Origin of the sequence: Aliivibrio sp. EL58, assembly GCF_900312675.1 — a bacterium.
Lineage (GTDB): Bacteria > Pseudomonadota > Gammaproteobacteria > Enterobacterales > Vibrionaceae > Aliivibrio.
In genome coordinates this window covers 43,235-62,578 of sequence record NZ_OMPC01000011.1, presented here as the reverse complement: position 1 = coordinate 62,578, position 19,344 = coordinate 43,235, and the positions used below count along the sequence as shown (strand labels likewise).

The window sequence follows — 19,344 nt, the reverse complement described above, 5'->3', positions numbered from 1 at the left end:
AAACGGTATTAAGCGTATGTACGCTCTACTTCGATTTCTTGCAGCAATTCACGCACAATCACAGTTGCAAAACTGCCTGATGTTAAAGAGAAACTCAGCGTTAACGTATCGCCTTCAGAAGACCACGTTAAATTCTCAGGATGTAATTCAACACTGCGACGTTCATGACGCATGCGGTTACCACAGATCAGCGCCATTAAATCAGGTTCAGCATCCAACTGAGGTTGCTCAAACGTAAGTGCTTTATCTGTCGTAGGAAGTTGGTTATCACCTGCTAGTGCAGCAGAGATAGACAATTCACCATTTTGAATTTTTTGAATGCTCTCTTCTGATGTCACATTCTCATTTACAATACGATCATTTTGATCTAGTAGAATATCACCATCAACAGGTTGAGAGAAGTAACCCTCTGTTATTCTTTGAGAAACAATATGATTGAAAATCCAAGAACGAGCAGCAGACAGGTAGAAGCTACGCTTAGTATTATCACGAGTGCGCACATTTTCACGGCCCCAACGGCGTGCTTCTGTTACGTTATTACCTTCATGACCAAAACGCTGAGCACCAAAGTAGTTTGGTACACCAGTTAACTTCACTTTTTCTAAACGAGCCAATACATCTTCCATGTCAGTCACTTCAGTTGCAATTAACTGAAAGCTGTTTCCTAGAAGATCACCTGGACGTAATTTTTTGTTGTGGCGTGTCATTTCTAAAATTTCAACACCTGGGTGTGTCGCCTCAAATAAGGCAAATTTAAGATGATCGCTTTTTGGTAAGTGAACACTTAACCATTGCTCTGTCACTGCATGACGATCTTTTAAGCCAGCCCAGCTGATGTCTTTTGATTTTACACCACAAAATTTAGCTAATTCATTGGCAACATATTTGGTATTTTCACCCGTTTTACGGATCTTAACCATTAGATGTTCACCTTTACCAGTGAACGAAAAACCTAGCACTTCTTTTACAATGAAATGCTCTGGTAGTTGCTTTAATTTACCTGTTGCTACTGGTTTTCCGTATAACCACGAAAAATTAGACATGATGTCTGACATAGAATGTATCTCTAATTAATAAGATGTTTTAACTAACAGCACCACCGCTTCACAAGCGATGCCTTCTTTTCTTCCAGTAAAACCTAAACGCTCTGATGTGGTTGCTTTCACGTTTACATTGTCTACACTGGTTTCTAAATCTTCAGCAATTGCACTACACATTGCTTCTATATGCGGTGCCATTTTAGGAGCTTGAGCGATGATAGTCACATCTGCATTACCTAAAACTAATCCTTTTTCTTTTACTCTGCGGTATACATCTCTCAACAAAGCTCGGCTATCAGCCCCTTTCCACTTGTCATCGGTATCAGGAAAGTGTCGTCCGATATCGCCTTCTGCTATTGCGCCAAGTAATGCATCACACAACGCATGAAGTGCGACATCACCATCTGAATGTGCAATTAAACCTTGCTCATAAGGAACACTGACACCACCGATAATGACTGGGCCTTCGCCACCAAATTTATGTACATCAAATCCGTGTCCAATTCTCATTATTTGGTTTCCTTTTTCATTTTGTGAAGATAGAACTCAGCTAAATCAAGATCTTCAGGTTGCGTGACTTTTAAGTTATCGGCACGCCCATGAACGAGTTTAGGCTGATACCCCATTAATTCGATAGCGGAAGATTCATCAGTAATCGATAAACCTTTTTCTAATCCTGTTTTTAATGCCGAATACAACAGCTCTGTTATGAAAAGCTGCGGGGTTAATGCATGCCATAACACACTGCGGTCAATGGTGGTTTCAATGGTCGACTCTGGATTGGCTTGTTTCATTGTATCCCGTACAGGAGAAGCCAGAATGCCTCCAATATGATGAGGGATAACTTCAGTGATCAATTTTTCAATGTCATTATGTCGAATACAAGGACGCGCAGCATCATGCACCATTACCCACTCACTGAGTTGATGTTCTTTTAAATATACTAGGCCAGAAAGTACAGAATCTGCTCGTTCTATGCCTCCTGATACACGTATTACCCGCTTATTTTTTGATATTGGCAATTCATCAAAGTAAGGGTCGGTATCACTAATAGCCACTATCACTTTATCAATACTAGGAAAAGCCAGTAATTGCTCAATGGTATGTTCTAAAATGGTTTTTCCATCAAGTAATAAATACTGTTTTGGGCGATCCGCTTTCATACGGCTCCCCACTCCAGCAGCAGGAACAATAACGCTAATTGAAAAATCAGAAATTATAGACATCAATTATCCCTCACTGTCTTCATCAATAATTCGATAAAAAGTTTCGCCTTTTTTTATCATTCCCAACTCATGCCGAGCTCGTTCTTCTATCGCTTCTGAGCCTTTTTTTAAGTCATCAATCTCAGCAAACATCTGCTCATTACGGTTTCGTAATCCTTGATTAACCTCTTCTTGTAAGGTGACATCATCAGATACTGTTGCATAATCCGACAGGCCATTCTTACCAAACCATAACGTCGATTGAAGCCAGCCTAAGGTGATCAGTAATAAAAGGGCAAAAGCGCGCATGATTGCTCCACAAAATTGGCAATGATAAAAGAAAGCTAACTATATCAACCCCTCATTAGAACTTCACTAGCTGTCTAGCGGAAATAAAAAAAACCGCCTCAAATGAGACGGTTTTTGTATCAAAATTCTAATCGAACGATTAAAGAATTAAGTCATACTCTCAAAAAATGAGATTATTGACCTTTAACTTCTTTAAGACCGTTGAATGGCGCTAGTTCACCTAGAGCTTCTTCGATACGGATAAGTTGGTTGTACTTAGCAACACGGTCAGAACGGCTCATAGAACCAGTTTTGATTTGACCTGCAGCTGTACCAACTGCTAGATCAGCAATTGTTGCATCTTCAGTTTCGCCAGAACGGTGAGAGATAACTGCTGTGAAACCAGCATCTTTAGCCATCTTGATTGCAGCTAGAGTCTCTGTAAGTGAACCGATTTGGTTGAACTTGATAAGGATTGAGTTAGTGATGCCTTCTTCGATACCACGAGCAAGAATCTTAGTGTTTGTAACGAATAGATCGTCACCAACTAGTTGAATCTTGTCACCTAGAAGTTCAGTTTGGTGCTTGAAGCCAGCCCAATCAGATTCGTCTAGACCATCTTCGATAGATACGATTGGGAATTGCTCAACAAGACCAGCTAGGTAATGGTTGAATTCTTCAGCAGTAAATTTCTTACCTTCGCCTTTAAGGTCGTAGATACCGTCTTCTTTGTTGAAGAACTCAGAAGCAGCACAGTCCATAGCAAGAGTAACGTCTTTACCTAGCTCGTAACCAGCAGCTGCAACAGCTTCTGCGATAACTTCTAGCGCTTCAGCGTTAGATTTAAGGTTAGGAGCGAAACCGCCTTCATCACCAACAGCAGTGCTGTAGCCTTTAGACTTAAGAACTTTAGCTAGGTTGTGGAAAACTTCTGCGCCGATGCGTAGAGCTTCTTTAAGCGTTTTAGCGCCAACAGGTTGAATCATGAATTCTTGGATATCAACGTTGTTATCAGCGTGCTCGCCACCGTTGATGATGTTCATCATTGGTAGAGGCATAGAGAATACGCCTGGAGTGCCGTTTAGGTCAGCGATGTGAGCGTAAAGAGGCATAGACTTAGCAGCTGCAGCCGCTTTAGCATTCGCTAGAGAAACAGCAAGGATTGCGTTAGCACCAAAGTTTGCTTTGTTTTCTGTACCATCTAAATCGATCATGATTTGGTCGATTTCAGCTTGGTTTTTCGCGTCTTTGCCGATTAGAGCTTCTGCGATTGGACCATTTACAGCTGCGATAGCTTTAAGAACACCTTTACCTAGGAAACGAGATTTGTCGCCATCACGTAGCTCAAGAGCTTCACGAGAACCTGTAGATGCGCCAGATGGAGCAGCAGCCATACCTACAAAACCACTTTCTAGGTGAACTTCAGCTTCAACTGTTGGGTTACCACGAGAATCGATGATTTCACGACCTAGAACTTTAACGATCTTAGACATTGTGTTTCCTCTACTTTATCTTTAATTTAAAAGCTAAAAATAGCTACTACAACATTGAGCAGCTATCCGTAAATCCTATTACTTTTCGAATTCACCGCGAGCATTTTCGCCTGCTGCTTTAACAAAACCTTCAAATAATGGGTGACCATCACGAGGTGTTGATGTGAATTCTGGGTGGAATTGAGCAGCCACAAACCATGGGTGGTTAGGAAGTTCAATAATTTCCACAAGCTTCTTATCAGCTGATAGACCAGAAATTTTAAGACCGGCTTTTTCAAGCTGAGGAAGTAAATTGTTATTTACTTCATAACGGTGACGGTGACGCTCTTCAACAGTTGCGTTACCGTAAAGCTCACGAGCTTTAGAGCCTTTTGCAAGGTGACATAGCTGAGAACCAAGACGCATTGTACCGCCTAAATCTGATTTCTCAGTACGCTCTTCAACATTACCTTCGCCATCAATCCACTCAGTGATTAGACCAACAACTGGGAATTTAGTGTCTTTAGAGAATTCAGAAGAGTGAGCCCCTTCCATATTAGCAACGTTACGCGCATATTCAATCAGCGCAACTTGCATACCAAGACAGATTCCTAAATATGGTACTGCATTTTCACGAGCGTATTGAGCAGCAAGGATCTTACCTTCAATACCGCGGTCACCGAAACCACCAGGAACTAGAATTGCATCTAGACCTTCTAGGATTTCAGTTCCTTTAGACTCAACATCTTGTGAGTCTACATATTTAATAGTGACGTTTAGACGATTTTTCAAGCCCGCATGTTTTAATGCTTCATTTACTGACTTGTAAGCGTCTGGTAATTCAATGTATTTACCAACCATACCGATAGTAACTTCACCAGTTGGGTTAGCTTCTTCATAAATTACTTGTTCCCACTCAGACAGATCCGCTTCTGGAGCTGTGATACCAAAGCGTTGACATACTAATTCATCAGTACCTTGCGCTCGGATTAGTTGTGGGATTTTGTAGATTGAATCTACGTCTTTCATTGAGATAACTGCTTTTTCTTGTACATTACAGAAAAGAGCAATTTTCTTACGTTCGTTTGCTGGGATAACACGGTCTGAACGACAAACTAGGATATCTGGTTGGATACCAATAGAAAGTAGTTCTTTTACAGAGTGTTGAGTCGGCTTAGTTTTAAGCTCACCCGCTGCACCTAAGTAAGGAACAAGAGTTAAATGCATAAACATTGTGTGTTCACGGCCTAGCTCAACAGCAAGTTGACGAATCGCTTCCATGAATGGTAGAGATTCAATATCACCAACAGTGCCACCAACTTCTACGATTGCAATATCATGGCCTTCAGCGCCAGAGATAACACGTTCTTTAATCGCATTCGTGATATGAGGGATAACTTGGATAGTTGCACCTAAGTAATCGCCACGACGTTCTTTACGTAGAACATCTGCGTATACTCGACCAGCTGTAAAGTTATTACGCTTAGTCATTTTGGTGCGGATGAAGCGCTCATAGTGACCTAAGTCTAGATCTGTTTCTGCGCCGTCTTCCGTGACGAATACTTCACCGTGTTGAGTTGGGCTCATAGTGCCTGGATCAACGTTGATGTATGGGTCAAGCTTCATCATAGTGACTTTTAAGCCACGAGCTTCAAGAATAGCTGCTAATGATGCTGCTGCAATACCTTTACCTAGTGAGGATACAACCCCGCCAGTTACAAAAATGTAATTCGTCGTCATACGTTACCTGAAATTGGTGTAATGAGGAATAAAAATGGATTTCATCTGGACGGGAAGTGAATATACCAGAACCGCTTTATCGCCACAACGTGAAAAGTATCACAGTTAATTGATTTATTTTTTGCTCCAAATCAATTCCGCTCACTTCGCTTCACATTTTCCCATTCTGAGTCTAGTTCATTTAAATCACATTGCTCTATTTTTTTATTCTTTTTGGCGACGTTCGCTTCAATTTGACGAAAACGACGTTCAAATTTATCATTTGCCTTGCATAAAGCTTGTTCAGGATTTTTTCCTAAATGACGAGAAAAATTTACTGTAGCAAAAAGTAAATCACCTAATTCTTCTTCAAGTTTCTTCTCATCTCGTGGATTTTTCAGTGCTTCCTCTAGTACCTCTGCAACCTCTTCATTTACCTTATCAGCAACCGGTTGTAACTCATCCCAATCAAAACCCACCTTTGCACACTGCTTCTGGATTTTATTTGCTCGTAATAAGCCCGGTAAGGCACTAGGAATCGAATCTAAGATGCTCTGCTGTGCTTGTGACGGGCTATCTAACTCTTCTTTTACCAAGCGCTCTTGTTGCTTCACTTTATCCCAATTCGCTGTTATCTCCTCTTCTGATGAGAACACTTCATCACTAAAGACATGAGGGTGCCTACGAACTAATTTTTCATTTAATGTATCAAGCACATCATTGAAATCAAATAACTGCTCTTCTTTGGCAATTTGAGAATAGAAAACCACTTGAAACAATAAATCTCCTAACTCTTCTTTTAAATTGCTCCAATCCTTTTTGTGAATGGCGTCCACCACTTCATAGGTTTCTTCTATGGTGTGAGGAATAATAGAATCAAAGGTTTGCTTTCTATCCCACGGGCAACCAGATTCTTTGTCACGTAGTTGTGTCATGATTGAAAGCAATTGTTCAAGGTTATTTGAAACTGTCATAGATTTACCTTTGATTAAAAACAAAAAAGCGATGACCATTATAGTCATCGCTTTTTCAAAATTCATATACCTTAATGCTAAGGTAGCTTAACTTTTTGCTTCATAAAGCCTAGCCTAATAAGCTCATTGCCATGCTTGGCGCTTGTTTTGCTTGTGCTAGGATTGACGAACTTGATTGACTTAAAATTTGCGTCTTAGTTAAGTTCGTTGTTTCTTTAGCAAAATCTGTATCTTTAATTTGGCTATTTGAATCCGTGATGTTTTCGTTAATGTTTGTTAAGTTTTTAACTGCACTTTCAAAACGGTTTTGGAATGCACCTAATGAAGCACGATTACCATCAACGTATTCTAGAGCGGCATCAATCACATCAATTGAACGCTGTGCGCCACCAACGGTTGTAAGGTCCATAGATGCAACAGTATCGTCCGACTCGCCACCCATTTTTAATTCATTTGCTAGAGAGCCATTGAACTCTAATGGAGAAGAGATAGTTTCGCCTGACATGAACACTTGAAGTACGCCATCTTCAGTCACTGAAGCACTTAATTCGTTCGTTTGACCATTAATGTACGTCGCTAACTCTTCAATATCATCACCTGCTTTTGCTGAGATGTTGATTTCTTGAGGATTACCGTTTTTATCATTGTATGTCACATTAAACTGCGTGTTTTCTGCACCTACTTTCCAGTTGATATCGCGACCTTCTTCAGCGAAGTAAGATTTACCACCCATTGTCGACTCATCAGCACGCATGCTGTTTAGTGTCATTGCCACTGCTTCACCTGAATCAGCACCAATTTGGAAAGATTTTGTACCAAACTCACCGTTAATTAAACGAGTACCACCAAAAGAAGTGGTTTCAGCAATACGATTCAGCTCATCAGTTAATGAACTTGCTTCTTCTTGCATCGCTTTACGGTCAGCGTCAGTATTTGAGCCATTTGAAGATTGTAGCGATAAGTCACGTAAACGTTGAAGTACGTTGGTCGTTTCTTTCATTGCGCCTTCTGCCGTTTGCGCAATTGACATACCGTCATTAGCGTTACGAACAGCAACATCTAAACCACGAGTTTGTGCTGTCATACGATTTGAAATTTGCAGACCAGAAGCATCATCAGCAGCGCTGTTGATTTTTGAGCCTGAAGACAATTTCTCCATTGAATCAGTTTGAGCAGCAGTTGCATTGTTCATGTAACGTTGTGCTGTCATTGCTGAGATGTTTGTATTTACTGAAATTGACATAATGTTTGCTCCGGTCGGCTTCATTTATTGTTATAGGATAGAAGCCTATAATTCATCGTTGATACATTTATTTACGGCCTGAAATTTCAGAACTTGAATTATTTTTTCAAAAAAAAAGCCAAATGTTGTAAATAACATTTGGCTTTAAAATATAATTATTATGAATCAATAATTTAGCTATATATGCTTAATAAGTACTTTATTACGATAATCGCATCGCTTCCATTACGTCTTTCACTTGCTCAACACGAGTAATTAATCGACTAAGGATATCCGCATTAAATACTTCAAGATCAAAGTCCATGATCGTCAGCTGTTTTTTATGATCATTTCGGCTCTTCATTCCTGATACTTTTACTTTTTCATTCGCAAAGAGTGTAGTGAGATCTTTTAATAGACCTGAACGATCCATTGCTGTCACTCGTAGGGTTAAGATATAAGAACCCTCAAAGCCACTGCCCCACACCGTATCAATAATACGCTCTGCTGCATGATGACGTAGCTCATTAAGCTGATCACAATCACTACGGTGAACTGAGATACCACGGCCTTGGGTAATATAGCCTGCGATTGGATCACCTGGGATCGGCTGACAACAACGGGCAAGGTGTGTCATTAAGTTATCGACACCTTCTACAACAACCGCATCATTACGTTTCTTATTCTGTGCTTGAGCATGAGCTTGTGCTTTGGCTTCAGACTCTTGTAATTGTTCTAGTGCTTTTTGATCTTCTTGCTCTGCTGTTGGTTTATTGATTAATGCATTAATATGATTAATCACTTGGTTAATACGGAGATCACCACTACCTACACCAGCAAATAACTCATCGGTTGAATTAACATTAAAACGTTTTAAAGCATATCGCTCTGCGTCTTTTAATGTGCCCCCAATCTTCGCTAATTCAGTTTCTAAAATCTCTTTACCTGCATCAAGATTTTTCTCACGACTCTGCTTTCTAAACCATGCGTTGATCTTAGCGCGAGCACGGCCTGAATTAACAAAACCAAGAGTTGGATTTAACCAATCTCGTGATGGATTAGGTTCTTTTTGGGTAATAATTTCAACTTGATCACCCATAGTTAATTGATGCGTAAATGGAACAATTCGTCCACCCACTTTCGCACCAATACAACGATGCCCTACTTCAGAGTGAATGTGGTAAGCAAAATCCAACGGCGTAGCACCCATAGGTAAATCGACTACATCACCGCGTGGCGTAAAGGCATAAACTCGATCATCAAAAACTTGGCTTCGTAGCTCATCCAGCATTTCGCCAGAATCAGACATCTCTTCTTGCCAATCAAGCAGCTTACGTAGCCACGTAATTTTTTCATCATAGCCACTGCGACTGCTGTTTGATGAACCTTCTTTGTATTTCCAGTGCGCTGCAACCCCTAACTCAGAGTCTTCATGCATATCCTTAGTACGGATCTGGATCTCAATAGTTTTGCCTTCAGGACCAAGAACAACGGTATGAATTGATTGATAGCCATTAGGTTTTGGGTTCGCAACATAGTCATCAAACTCACTAGGTAAGTGCTTAAATTTAGTATGCACAACCCCAAGAGCGGCATAACAATCTTGCAGTTGGTCAGCGATAATTCGTACTGCACGCACATCAAATAGCTCGTCAAATGCCAAGCTCTTTTTCTGCATCTTGCGCCAAATGCTGTAGATATGTTTTGGACGGCCGCTTACTTCAGCATTAATGTTGTACTCTTGCATTTCATCACTGAGCCCAGTGACAAAATCCTCGATATACTGCTCACGAACAATACGTCGTTCAGATAACTGTTTAGCTATTTTTTTATAAGTATCAGGATGTTGGTAACGAAAAGAGTAATCTTCAATTTCCCACTTTAATTGACCAATACCTAAGCGGTTTGCTAATGGAGCATATAAGTTATTACACTCTTTTGCTGCAGCACGACGCACTTCATCAGGTTCATTTTTAACTTCACGTAAATTACAGATACGCTCCGCTAATTTTATGATCACACAACGAAAGTCATCCACCATCGCAAGTAGCATTCGACGAATATTATCCACCTGAGAAGATGCCGACTCCGCATCTACAGACGCATTCAATTGACCAATGGCATCCATCTCTTCAACGCCATCAATCAGCTTTTCAATTTCTTTATTATAGTGCTCAGTTAGCGTTTCTCTGTCTAAAACACCAGAAGAAACCAAAGGGAATAACTGAGCTGCAATAAGTGTTGGCTTGTCCATGCTTAAGGTGATCAATATTTCGATCATCTCACGACCACGCCATAGCAAGAGCTGTCCTTCTTTATGAGAAGCGACTAACTCTTCACATTGCTTATACACCTCAGTCAATTTTTTTGAGGTGTTTTTATCTTGCTCAAGGCTGGTGATCCATTCACCTAACTCGAACGCTTCATTTTCCTTAAGATGTGCTCCGCGAACTGCGACCATGTTCGTTTCCTATAATCCAATTTTATAATGATTCTGTTTGGCTTCCATTTAGCGTCTTTGGTATTTTTTACTACCAGTTATCGCTCAAACAAGGCCATAGATTCTAAATGTCCTGTATGTGGGAACATGTCAAGCATTCCTAGCCTAGTCAGCTTGTAACCGTGTTGAATAAGTAATTGGCTATCGCGTGCAAGTGTTGCCGGATTACACGATACATAAACCACGGTTTCAGGTTTCAATTTTGCCACAGTTTGCATCACTCCTGCAGCCCCTGCTCTGGCAGGATCGAGTAAAATCTTTGTAAACTTTGTTCTAGACCACACTTGCTCATCAATACTTTCTTCTAAATTAGCCTGATAAAATGTGACATTCGATAATTTATTACTTTTGGCATTCTGTTGCGCGCGTTGAACCATTTCATCAACACCTTCAATACCAATGACACTTTCTACTTTTTGAGCCAAAGGTAGACTAAAATTGCCTAAGCCACAAAATAGGTCTAATACGGTGTCATTTTCTTTTAGATCTAACCAAGAAAGAGCTTGATGAACCATCTTTGTATTCACATCACCATTAACTTGAATAAAGTCTTTTGGAGTAAAGTAAATTTTAGCGCCATCAATAAGATAATATGGATCTTCACCATGAACATGATTTAAGACATCTGATTCCGGCATTAAATACAAGATCAAATCACGCTCTTCACAATAAGAGAGTAATGCTTGATGGTCAGTTTTATTAAAATCAACCAGATGGCGGATTAATAAGACACTGCCATTATCTGCTTGAACTAACTCTACATGTCCTAGATGCTTTTTCGATTTAAATGAATTTAATAATTCATAAAGTGACGTTAGATGTTGATCAAGTTCATTCACTAATACTGGGCAATGGCGAACATTTACAATCGCTTTGCTTTGCTTCTTACGAAACCCAAAATCAAGCTGATTCGTTTGTTTATTAAACATCAAACTAATACGAGCTCGACGGCGATAGGCTTTGTCATCACCAACAATCGGCTCAACCATCTCACAAGGTTCAACGCCTTGTTTTTGCATTAGCTCTTGCAGCTTAATATTTTTTGCGACAATTTGCTCATCGTGTTGAAGGTGCTGTAAATTGCAACCACCACACTCATGATAATACTCACAAATCGCATCTTGACGCTTTGGGCTTTTTTCCGTCAGCTTGATAAGCTTAGCTCGAGAGTATTGTTTTTTCTGTTCGATAAATTGAATAATCGCTTTTTCTTCAGGTAAAGCACCTTCAATAAATACTGGTCTCTTATCTACAAAAGCGACACCTGCGCCATTGTGATCTAATCGAACCACATCAACAGATTGATGCTTTGTGTTTACTGAAGCTTTCTTTTTAGGTTTGAAGAATTGCGCCATGATTATTGCCTGATTTACCAAAATTAGCGCCATTATACCCAAACAATATTAAGATGTAGTGCAGAATGGGCATTGATTTGTGTTTCAACTTACGATTTCTACATAGAATAATTGAGCTTACTCGTTAACTTGATTAAGCTACTCGCTCAAGGAAGTTAATAAGAACGAATCAATATGACAAAATACGGTTTACGCGCACGTGTTATTACCCTGACACTGGCGCCTACATTAATTATCGGTTTGCTACTTAGTGGCTTCTTTACCATGAATCGATACAATGATTTGGAAGCTCAGCTCATTTCGAGTGGCACCAGCATTATTGAACCGCTAGCCATCTCAAGTGAGTATGGTATGACGGGAAAAAACCGTGAAGCCGTTCGTCGTCTAATAAGCTATGCGCATCGAAAGCACTCTAAAATTGTTCGCAGTATTGCCGTATTTGATGAGCATCACGAACTGTTCGTTACTTCTAACTTCCATCCTAATTTTGAAAGCTTAACGTTTCCTAAAGATAAACCGATCCCACTATTACTTAATATTTCTTTTCAAGAAGAGTCTTTAATATTACGAACGCCTATTCTCCCTGAAGGACAGTTCTCTGCCAATTTTGACGCCTCTCATATCAATGAGCCTCTAGGTTACATCGCCATTGAACTAGACTTATCCAGTCTACGCTTACAGCAGTACCAAGAAATATTCTCTGCCTTGATTGTATTAATCCTTGGATTGAGCTTATCAGGCGTCTTTGCTTATCGTTTGATGCAAGATGTCACTCAGCCTATTTCACACATGGTCAGCGTAGTGGACCGTATTCGTCGTGGCCATTTGAATGTACGAATTGAGAATAAATTGCATGGCGAGCTAGATACCCTTAAAAATGGTATCAATGCGATGGCTATCTCTTTGTCTGAGTATCATGTTGAGATGCAGCAAAGTATCGACCAAGCGACCTCTGATTTACGTGAAACCTTAGAGCAATTAGAAATTCAAAACGTTGAATTAGATATTGCAAAAAAACGTGCTCAAGAAGCGGCGCGGGTTAAGTCAGAGTTCTTAGCAAACATGTCTCACGAGCTAAGAACCCCACTTAATGGTGTTATTGGCTTTACCCGTCAAATGCTAAAAACATCACTGTCTAATAACCAACAAGATTATTTACAAACCATTGAACGTTCAGCAAATAACTTATTAACTATCATCAACGATATTTTAGATTTCTCGAAACTGGAGGCGGGTAAGTTATTACTAGAGAACCTGCCATTTAACTTCCAAGACAGTCTAGATGAAGTGGTTAGCCTACTTGCTCCAAGTGCGCATGAAAAAGGCTTAGAAATCACATTAAAAATTGATCAACGCGTACCTTCTGGGCTTATCGGAGATCCACTTCGAATCCAACAAGTACTTAATAATCTCGTTGGTAACTCAATTAAATTTACCGAAAAAGGTAACATCGATATTTCGGTTGAATTAAAACACTTACATAACGACAGCATTGATCTTCAATTTGTGGTTCGTGATACTGGCATTGGTATTTCAGAGCGCCAACAGGCTCAATTATTCCAAGCATTTAGCCAAGCAGATGCTAGCATTTCACGCCGTTATGGTGGTACTGGTTTAGGCCTAGTTATTACTCAAAAATTAGTGGCTCAAATGGGTGGAGAGATAGGCCTTAGTAGTCGTCTTCACCAAGGTTCAACCTTTTGGTTTACTATCAAAATGAACTCAACAGATCTGCCTATGATTGATGAACGTGATGTTGCCCAATTAGATAAGAAAAAGCTGTTATTAATAGAACCAAATATGCAATCAGCTTCTATTTTACAACAGCAATTTATCAATCACGGTGTCTTTGTCACTTACCGCTCAACACTGCCCGATAATATTGAACCTCATGATTTCGCTCTAATCAGCTTAAGCTCGACCGCTAAGCCAACAGCGCAATCATTACAAAAGATCTCAAATAAACTCGCGCCTTATTGCCCAACCGTGATTATCGGCTTACCAAGTACAGAGCTTGCTCTCACTGAGGAGTTAAATCAACAGACTCACATTACTTGTTTATCGAAGCCATTCGCTAAGAAAAAATTGCTTGATGCTTTACTCAACCATAAGCAATTAGAACAAATACCTACTTTACCGGATTTAATGGCCTCTCACGAAGGACCTCAGCGTTTACCGATTAAAGTGATGGCGGTTGATGATAATCCAGCAAACCTCAAACTTATTTCTGCTTTATTACACGAACAAGTAGAGACAGTGGTTACCTGTAAAAATGGTATCGATGCGGTGCAACAAGCCACAGAGCAAAAGTTTGATATCATCTTAATGGATATTCAAATGCCAAAAATGGATGGCGTGATGGCATGTAAAGAGATCCGTAAAACGGTCTTAAATGCACAAACTCCTGTGGTTGCAGTTACTGCCCATGCTATGGCTGGCGAACGAGAGCGATTAATCAGCGAAGGCATGGATGACTACCTTACAAAACCAATTGAAGAGCATGTGCTTCAACAAGTCATTATTCACTGGAGTCCGTTAACCGATACGACGGATGTTGAAAAAATAGAGATCTTAGCCGACGAAATTCCTGCACTGCATGTTGAAGAAGCAAGCAGTAATAAGAATAGTAGCATTGATTGGGAAGCCGCATTAAAGCAATCGGCAGGAAAAGAAGATCTCGCTAAAGAAATGCTACAGATGCTGATTGAATTTATTCCAGAGGTCGATGATTGGGTTGAAAAGGCCATTGCAGGAAACTCTTCTACTGAAGAGCTTTGTCACTATATACATAAACTGCATGGCAGCAGCTCATATTGTGGTGTTCCAAGATTAAAGCAGCTTTGTAATTTAATTGAAACGGCTCTACGACAAGATAGTTCCATTGAAGAAGTTGAACCTGAACTATTTGAGCTGCAAGACGAAATGACTAAAGTTACACAAGATGCTTCTCAATGCTTGCAATAGCTTAATTCAGGATTCAAAAATAACAGTCGCTACAGCGTAATGACGCTCATCAGAAATAGTAAGGTGAATATGAGAGACACTCTTTTGTTGTGATAAAGCAAGCGCCTTACCTGAGAGTGTTAATAGCGGCTTACCATTCTCATCATTAGAGATTGTAAAATCATGAAAGGTAACACCGTGAGCAATACCGGTACCTAACGCTTTAGAAGCGGCTTCTTTTGCTGCAAAACGTTTAGCTAAGAAACGTCCTTTTTGCTTTAATGATTGATATTTATTAAATTCAGATACACTTAAGATGCGCTCAGCGAACGCATCTCCTGAACGAGAAAGGGCTTTATCAACCCTTTCTATTTCAGCGATATCAGTCCCTAGACCAACAATTGCCATTACTTACGAGCACCAAGCATAATACGGTGCATATCCGCGACAGCTTTTTCTAAACCATCAAACACTGCACGCCCCATAATTGAGTGGCCGATGTTTAATTCGTAGATTTCTGGCAGAGCTGCAATCGCTTCAACGTTATGATACGTCAAGCCATGACCAGCATTAACAATGAGGCCTTTAGAAGCCGCATAACTTGCGCCTGCTGCGATTTTTTTCAGCTCATCTTGCTGCGCTTCTTCTGTTTTTGCATCAGCGTAAGCACCGGTATGAAGTTCAATATATGGCGCGCCGCATTCAACCGCTGCATCAATTTGCTCTTTATCTGCATCAATAAATAGAGACACTTTAATACCTGCATCAGAGAGCGTTGTCGTTGCAGCCTTCACTTTCTCAAGCTGGCCTAAGACATTTAAGCCGCCTTCAGTGGTTAACTCTTCACGCTTCTCTGGTACTAAGCAAACAAATTCAGGTTGTGTTTCAAGCGCAATACCAACCATTTCATCCGTCACTGCCATTTCTAAGTTCATTCGCGTTTGTAGCGTTTCACGCAGAATACGTACATCACGATCATTAATATGACGACGATCTTCACGCAGATGAATCGTAATACCCGCAGCACCAGCACGCTCTGCGATTTCAGCAGCGTGTACAGGATCTGGATATTTAGTCCCTCTTGCATTTCTAAGGGTGGCTACGTGATCGATATTAACGCCAAGTAAAATTGAACTCATTTTAGAATACTCCTTGTTCTTGGAAGAAACAGTTCCCTACTTTTTAGGGGCTTGCCGCCAAGATACGGCTTTAAGGCTATGCGTGTAAAGCGTTTTGCCGCTTTTAATTGCTCTGGTGTCACAAATCGTCGCTCACTGATAGCAATCAATTCGTTTCCTTTAAAGCTCATTAAGGGATCATGACGAATAGATGCCATAAAACCTTGTTGCTCTCGATAACGATACGTCATCTCTGGAGAAACCATTTCACCACTGCCCGAACAATGTAAAAAATCTACGCCGTAGCCCATTGAAGACAACAAAGCTAATTCAAAACGTCGTAAAGCTGGTTCTGGGTTTTTGGTTTGTGCTAACTCAGTTAACGCGGTGAGGTAGTCTAAAAAAAGAGCTGGATATGGGGTTTCTTGTTCAATCACACGCACCAACAGTTCATTGATATACATGGCTGAATAGAGATTAATACCGGTAAGAGGAATAGCAAGACTGATGCTCTCAGCTTGACGCAATGTTCGCATCGAACCTTTACCCGACCATTTCATAAGTAATGGGGTAAACGCTTGCAATACACCTTTGAGGTTGGAGCGCTTACTTCGCGCACCTTTAGATATAATAGATAAACGGCCATACTCTTCGCTAAACACATCTAAAATAAGACTGCTTTCACTATATGGTCTTCGGTGCAGGACAAAACAACGTTGTAAGCCTTCTTCCACGTTTCTTACCTATAAAAAAGTATGCACTATGCGCTTCGCTAACTATAAACGCTTCGCTTCTAGATACTATAAAAGATGTATTTCGCTATAATAAAAAATCCCAAACAACTTAAATTAATTTGATTAAGTTATTCGGGATCTTGTTCTAGATCTTATCGTTTCTAGTTTCTAGAAATTATAAATCGTCGATGTAGCCTAGAGAACGAAGTGCTCGCTCATCATCAGCCCAACCAGATTTAACTTTAACCCAAAGCTCTAAATACACTTTACGGTCAAACAAGCCTTCCATATCAATACGAGCTTCACGACCAATAACCTTGATCTTCTCGCCATTCTTACCAACAACCATTTTCTTTTGACCTAAACGCTCAACAAGAATAAGACCGTTAATATGGAAGCCATCCATCTTAGGATTGTAATCAAAACGTTCGATTTCAACAGTAACAGAATATGGCAATTCTTCACCCGTAAAACGCATTAGCTTTTCACGAATAATTTCAGACGCCATGAAACGTTGAGAACGATCAGTTACATACTCTTCAGGGAAGTGATGTACTGCTTTTGGTAAATACTGACGAACCAACTTTTGCACAAAATCAACGTTTGAACCTGATTTTGCAGAGATTGGTACAACATCTACAAAGTCCATTTTTTCAGTCATGGTTTGAAGATGCTGCATAACGTCATTTTTATCTTTAACGTTATCAACTTTATTTACTAATAAAACCGTAGGGAACTCCGCTTTTCTCAGCTTGTTCAATACCATTTCATCATCAGGAGTCCAGTGAGTACCATCAACCAAAAATAGAACCAAGTTAACATCACTCAATGATGAGCTTGCTGCACGGTTCATTAAGCGGTTAATTGCACGTTTCTCTTCAATATGAAGACCTGGAGTATCAACGTAAATAGCTTGATAGTCTCCATCCGTATCAACACCCATAATACGGTGACGAGTCGTTTGAGGCTTACGTGAAGTAATCGAAATCTTCTGTCCCAAAATTTGGTTTAGAAGTGTTGACTTACCTACGTTTGGGCGACCAACGATAGCAATAAAGCCACAGTGTTGGTTGTCGCTAGATTCTGTTTTAGCTTCTGATGAGAAGTACGCATCTAGATCAAATTCTTTTTCATCTGACATTAGTTTACTTGTCCTAATGCTATGTCAGCAGCCGACTGTTCTGCCTTGCGGCGGCTACTTCCTTTGCCGATAACAGGCTCATCCAAGCCAGCTACGATACATTCAATAGTGAACTCTTGATTATGAGCTTCACCTTTAATCTTTGTTACTGTGTACGTTGGTAACGGCTTACGACGACCTTGTAGGTACTCTTGAAGACGTGTTTTTGGATCTTTTTGTGATACACCAGGTTCAATTGAATCTAAACGAGTCTTGTACCATGCCAAAATAATCCCACGGATAACTTCAGTGTCGCTATCTAGGTAGATGCCACCAATGATCGCTTCAACCGCATCCGCTAAAATCGAATCACGACGGAAACCACCACTTTTCAATTCACCAGGGCCTAAAAATAGGTAATCACCCAACTGGAATTCACGCCCTAGTTCAGCTAACGTATGGCCACGAACTAAGGTTGCACGCATACGACTCATATCACCTTCGTCCACTTTAGGGAATCGATGATACAACTCATCAGCAATAACAAAACTCAAGATTGAATCACCAAGAAATTCTAGGCGTTCATTATGAGTGCCGTTTGCACTACGATGTGTTAACGCTAATTTTAAAAAGTTTTCATCTTTAAATTGATAGCCAATTTTCTTTTCTAAGCGTTGTAATGAAGAATTCATAATCTTTCAATCAGTCTATGCCACCGATGCGGTTAAAACGCACACCAGTAGGAATAAAGGAAGGCAGCACACTATCGCTACCACGTTCAAATTCAAAGCTGATCCAGATCCCGACCGCTTTACCCACTAAATTCGCTTCAGGAACAAAACCCCAATAACGACTGTCGGCACTGTTGTCACGATTATCGCCCATCACAAAGTAGTTACCTTCTGGTACAACCCATTCATTGTAACCTGGTCGTGGTTGGTACATAGATACACGATCAGCTCTCATAGGGTTAACCAAAATATCATGCGTTGTCTCTTTTGCTAACTGCTCGGTATATTGAACTAAGTTAGTACGATCTTGCATGAATTCACTGTCTTTCATGTTCGTTAACGGGATAATATTACACTTGCTCTCGCCTTTTGGCTTAATACACAACTGTTTTGAAGAACTGTAAATAACAGTATCACCTGGTTTACCGACTACACGTTTAATATAGTCTATATTTGGCTGTGGCGGATATTTAAAAACAACAACATCACCACGCTCAGGCTTACCCGTCTCTACAAGTTGTGAACGCCAAACTGGATCTTTAATTCCATAAGAGAATTTTTCGACCAAGATAAAATCACCGACTAAAAGCGTCGGCATCATCGAACCGGATGGGATCTGGAACGGCTCATAAATAAATGAGCGCAACACTAAAACAAGGCCAATCACTGGAAAAATAGAAACAGATTGCTCTATCCATGCAGGTTGTGGGGCAACTTTTGCGAGTCTTGCTTCATCAACTTGTCCATTCGCTTGCTCACTTGCCGCTGCAATTTTTAGTTTGCGCTTTGGTGCCCATACGAATTTATCAATAGCCCAAACAACACCCGTAAATAGTGTTACTAGAACTAATATAAGTGAAAAAGTGTTAGCCATTTCATTCCCTTAAGTTAAGTGTTGCAATAACAAAGAAAGCGAAGACCAT

Annotated in this window: 17 protein-coding genes; 1 reads left to right on the top strand and 16 read right to left on the bottom strand. The window is 40.2% G+C overall.

Annotation, left to right across the window (positions count from 1 at the left end):
• Positions 1-8 precede the first annotated feature (8 nt).
• From truD to rlmD, 10 genes are all read right to left on the bottom strand, one after another.
• The gene (gene truD, locus ED622_RS17635) at positions 9-1,055 is read right to left on the bottom strand and encodes a tRNA pseudouridine(13) synthase TruD (RefSeq protein ID WP_122036332.1); all 1,047 of its coding nucleotides are present in this window, start codon (positions 1,053-1,055) and stop codon (positions 9-11) included.
• A 15-nt stretch (positions 1,056-1,070) separates the two neighbouring features.
• Positions 1,071-1,550 carry a 2-C-methyl-D-erythritol 2,4-cyclodiphosphate synthase gene (ispF, locus tag ED622_RS17630; RefSeq protein ID WP_122036330.1) on the bottom strand — a complete coding sequence of 160 codons (480 nt, stop codon included), beginning with the start codon at positions 1,548-1,550 and terminating at the stop codon, positions 1,071-1,073.
• Positions 1,550-2,266: a 2-C-methyl-D-erythritol 4-phosphate cytidylyltransferase gene (gene ispD / locus ED622_RS17625; RefSeq protein WP_122036328.1), complete on the bottom strand. Its 717-nt coding sequence runs from the start codon at positions 2,264-2,266 to the stop codon at positions 1,550-1,552. Before ispD ends, ispF begins: the two co-directional genes overlap by 1 nt.
• A gap of 3 nt (positions 2,267-2,269) precedes the next feature.
• Positions 2,270-2,554, bottom strand: coding sequence for a cell division protein FtsB (gene ftsB, locus ED622_RS17620; RefSeq protein ID WP_122036326.1), 285 nt, complete (start codon positions 2,552-2,554; stop codon positions 2,270-2,272).
• A 173-nt stretch (positions 2,555-2,727) separates the two neighbouring features.
• Positions 2,728-4,026, bottom strand: coding sequence for a phosphopyruvate hydratase (gene eno, locus ED622_RS17615; protein WP_122036324.1), 1,299 nt, complete (start codon positions 4,024-4,026; stop codon positions 2,728-2,730).
• A 78-nt stretch (positions 4,027-4,104) separates the two neighbouring features.
• Positions 4,105-5,745, bottom strand: coding sequence for a CTP synthase (locus ED622_RS17610; protein WP_122036322.1), 1,641 nt, complete (start codon positions 5,743-5,745; stop codon positions 4,105-4,107).
• Positions 5,746-5,876: 131 nt separating this feature from the next.
• Positions 5,877-6,698 (bottom strand): nucleoside triphosphate pyrophosphohydrolase, encoded by an 822-nt coding sequence (gene mazG / locus ED622_RS17605; RefSeq protein WP_122036449.1) that lies wholly within the window; start codon positions 6,696-6,698, stop codon positions 5,877-5,879.
• Positions 6,699-6,807: 109 nt separating this feature from the next.
• Positions 6,808-7,941 (bottom strand): flagellin, encoded by a 1,134-nt coding sequence (locus ED622_RS17600; RefSeq protein WP_122036320.1) that lies wholly within the window; start codon positions 7,939-7,941, stop codon positions 6,808-6,810.
• A 202-nt stretch (positions 7,942-8,143) separates the two neighbouring features.
• Complete coding sequence (gene relA, locus ED622_RS17595) at positions 8,144-10,381, bottom strand: GTP diphosphokinase (RefSeq protein WP_122036318.1); 2,238 nt, start codon at positions 10,379-10,381, stop codon at positions 8,144-8,146.
• A 77-nt stretch (positions 10,382-10,458) separates the two neighbouring features.
• On the bottom strand, positions 10,459-11,775 hold the full coding sequence (rlmD, locus tag ED622_RS17590) for a 23S rRNA (uracil(1939)-C(5))-methyltransferase RlmD (protein WP_162922567.1): 1,317 nt from the start codon (positions 11,773-11,775) through the stop codon (positions 10,459-10,461).
• 174 nt (positions 11,776-11,949) lie between these two features.
• On the opposite strand from rlmD, the gene barA reads away from it, so the two are divergent.
• A complete protein-coding gene (barA, locus tag ED622_RS17585; RefSeq protein ID WP_122036313.1) occupies positions 11,950-14,739 on the top strand; it encodes a two-component sensor histidine kinase BarA in 2,790 nt (929 codons plus the stop codon).
• A 6-nt stretch (positions 14,740-14,745) separates the two neighbouring features.
• Here barA and acpS read toward each other — a convergent pair whose 3' ends face one another.
• The 6 genes from acpS to lepB all read right to left on the bottom strand — a co-directional run bounded on the left by acpS (position 14,746) and on the right by lepB (position 19,295).
• A complete protein-coding gene (gene acpS, locus ED622_RS17580) occupies positions 14,746-15,126 on the bottom strand; it encodes a holo-ACP synthase (RefSeq protein ID WP_122036311.1) in 381 nt (126 codons plus the stop codon).
• Positions 15,126-15,857 carry a pyridoxine 5'-phosphate synthase gene (pdxJ, locus tag ED622_RS17575; RefSeq protein WP_122036309.1) on the bottom strand — a complete coding sequence of 244 codons (732 nt, stop codon included), beginning with the start codon at positions 15,855-15,857 and terminating at the stop codon, positions 15,126-15,128. Before pdxJ ends, acpS begins: the two co-directional genes overlap by 1 nt.
• A complete protein-coding gene (gene recO, locus ED622_RS17570; protein WP_122036307.1) occupies positions 15,854-16,570 on the bottom strand; it encodes a DNA repair protein RecO in 717 nt (238 codons plus the stop codon). The genes pdxJ and recO overlap by 4 nt, the downstream gene beginning before the upstream one ends.
• A gap of 175 nt (positions 16,571-16,745) precedes the next feature.
• A complete protein-coding gene (gene era, locus ED622_RS17565) occupies positions 16,746-17,711 on the bottom strand; it encodes a GTPase Era (protein WP_122036305.1) in 966 nt (321 codons plus the stop codon).
• Positions 17,711-18,382 (bottom strand): ribonuclease III, encoded by a 672-nt coding sequence (gene rnc, locus ED622_RS17560; protein WP_122036303.1) that lies wholly within the window; start codon positions 18,380-18,382, stop codon positions 17,711-17,713. Before rnc ends, era begins: the two co-directional genes overlap by 1 nt.
• 10 nt (positions 18,383-18,392) lie before the next feature.
• Positions 18,393-19,295 (bottom strand): signal peptidase I, encoded by a 903-nt coding sequence (gene lepB, locus ED622_RS17555; protein ID WP_122036301.1) that lies wholly within the window; start codon positions 19,293-19,295, stop codon positions 18,393-18,395.
• Positions 19,296-19,344: the final 49 nt, after the last annotated feature.

Coding starts and splice junctions, on each gene's coding strand:
- truD (WP_122036332.1), bottom strand. CDS start 1,055: ATGTCAGACATCATGTCTAATTTTTCGTGGTTATACGGAAAACCAGTA.
- ispF (WP_122036330.1), bottom strand. CDS start 1,550: ATGAGAATTGGACACGGATTTGATGTACATAAATTTGGTGGCGAAGGC.
- ispD (WP_122036328.1), bottom strand. CDS start 2,266: ATGTCTATAATTTCTGATTTTTCAATTAGCGTTATTGTTCCTGCTGCT.
- ftsB (WP_122036326.1), bottom strand. CDS start 2,554: ATGCGCGCTTTTGCCCTTTTATTACTGATCACCTTAGGCTGGCTTCAA.
- eno (WP_122036324.1), bottom strand. CDS start 4,026: ATGTCTAAGATCGTTAAAGTTCTAGGTCGTGAAATCATCGATTCTCGT.
- ED622_RS17610 (WP_122036322.1), bottom strand. CDS start 5,745: ATGACGACGAATTACATTTTTGTAACTGGCGGGGTTGTATCCTCACTA.
- mazG (WP_122036449.1), bottom strand. CDS start 6,698: ATGACAGTTTCAAATAACCTTGAACAATTGCTTTCAATCATGACACAA.
- ED622_RS17600 (WP_122036320.1), bottom strand. CDS start 7,941: ATGTCAATTTCAGTAAATACAAACATCTCAGCAATGACAGCACAACGT.
- relA (WP_122036318.1), bottom strand. CDS start 10,381: ATGGTCGCAGTTCGCGGAGCACATCTTAAGGAAAATGAAGCGTTCGAG.
- rlmD (WP_162922567.1), bottom strand. CDS start 11,775: ATGGCGCAATTCTTCAAACCTAAAAAGAAAGCTTCAGTAAACACAAAG.
- barA (WP_122036313.1), top strand. CDS start 11,950: ATGACAAAATACGGTTTACGCGCACGTGTTATTACCCTGACACTGGCG.
- acpS (WP_122036311.1), bottom strand. CDS start 15,126: ATGGCAATTGTTGGTCTAGGGACTGATATCGCTGAAATAGAAAGGGTT.
- pdxJ (WP_122036309.1), bottom strand. CDS start 15,857: ATGAGTTCAATTTTACTTGGCGTTAATATCGATCACGTAGCCACCCTT.
- era (WP_122036305.1), bottom strand. CDS start 17,711: ATGTCAGATGAAAAAGAATTTGATCTAGATGCGTACTTCTCATCAGAA.
- rnc (WP_122036303.1), bottom strand. CDS start 18,382: ATGAATTCTTCATTACAACGCTTAGAAAAGAAAATTGGCTATCAATTT.
- lepB (WP_122036301.1), bottom strand. CDS start 19,295: ATGGCTAACACTTTTTCACTTATATTAGTTCTAGTAACACTATTTACG.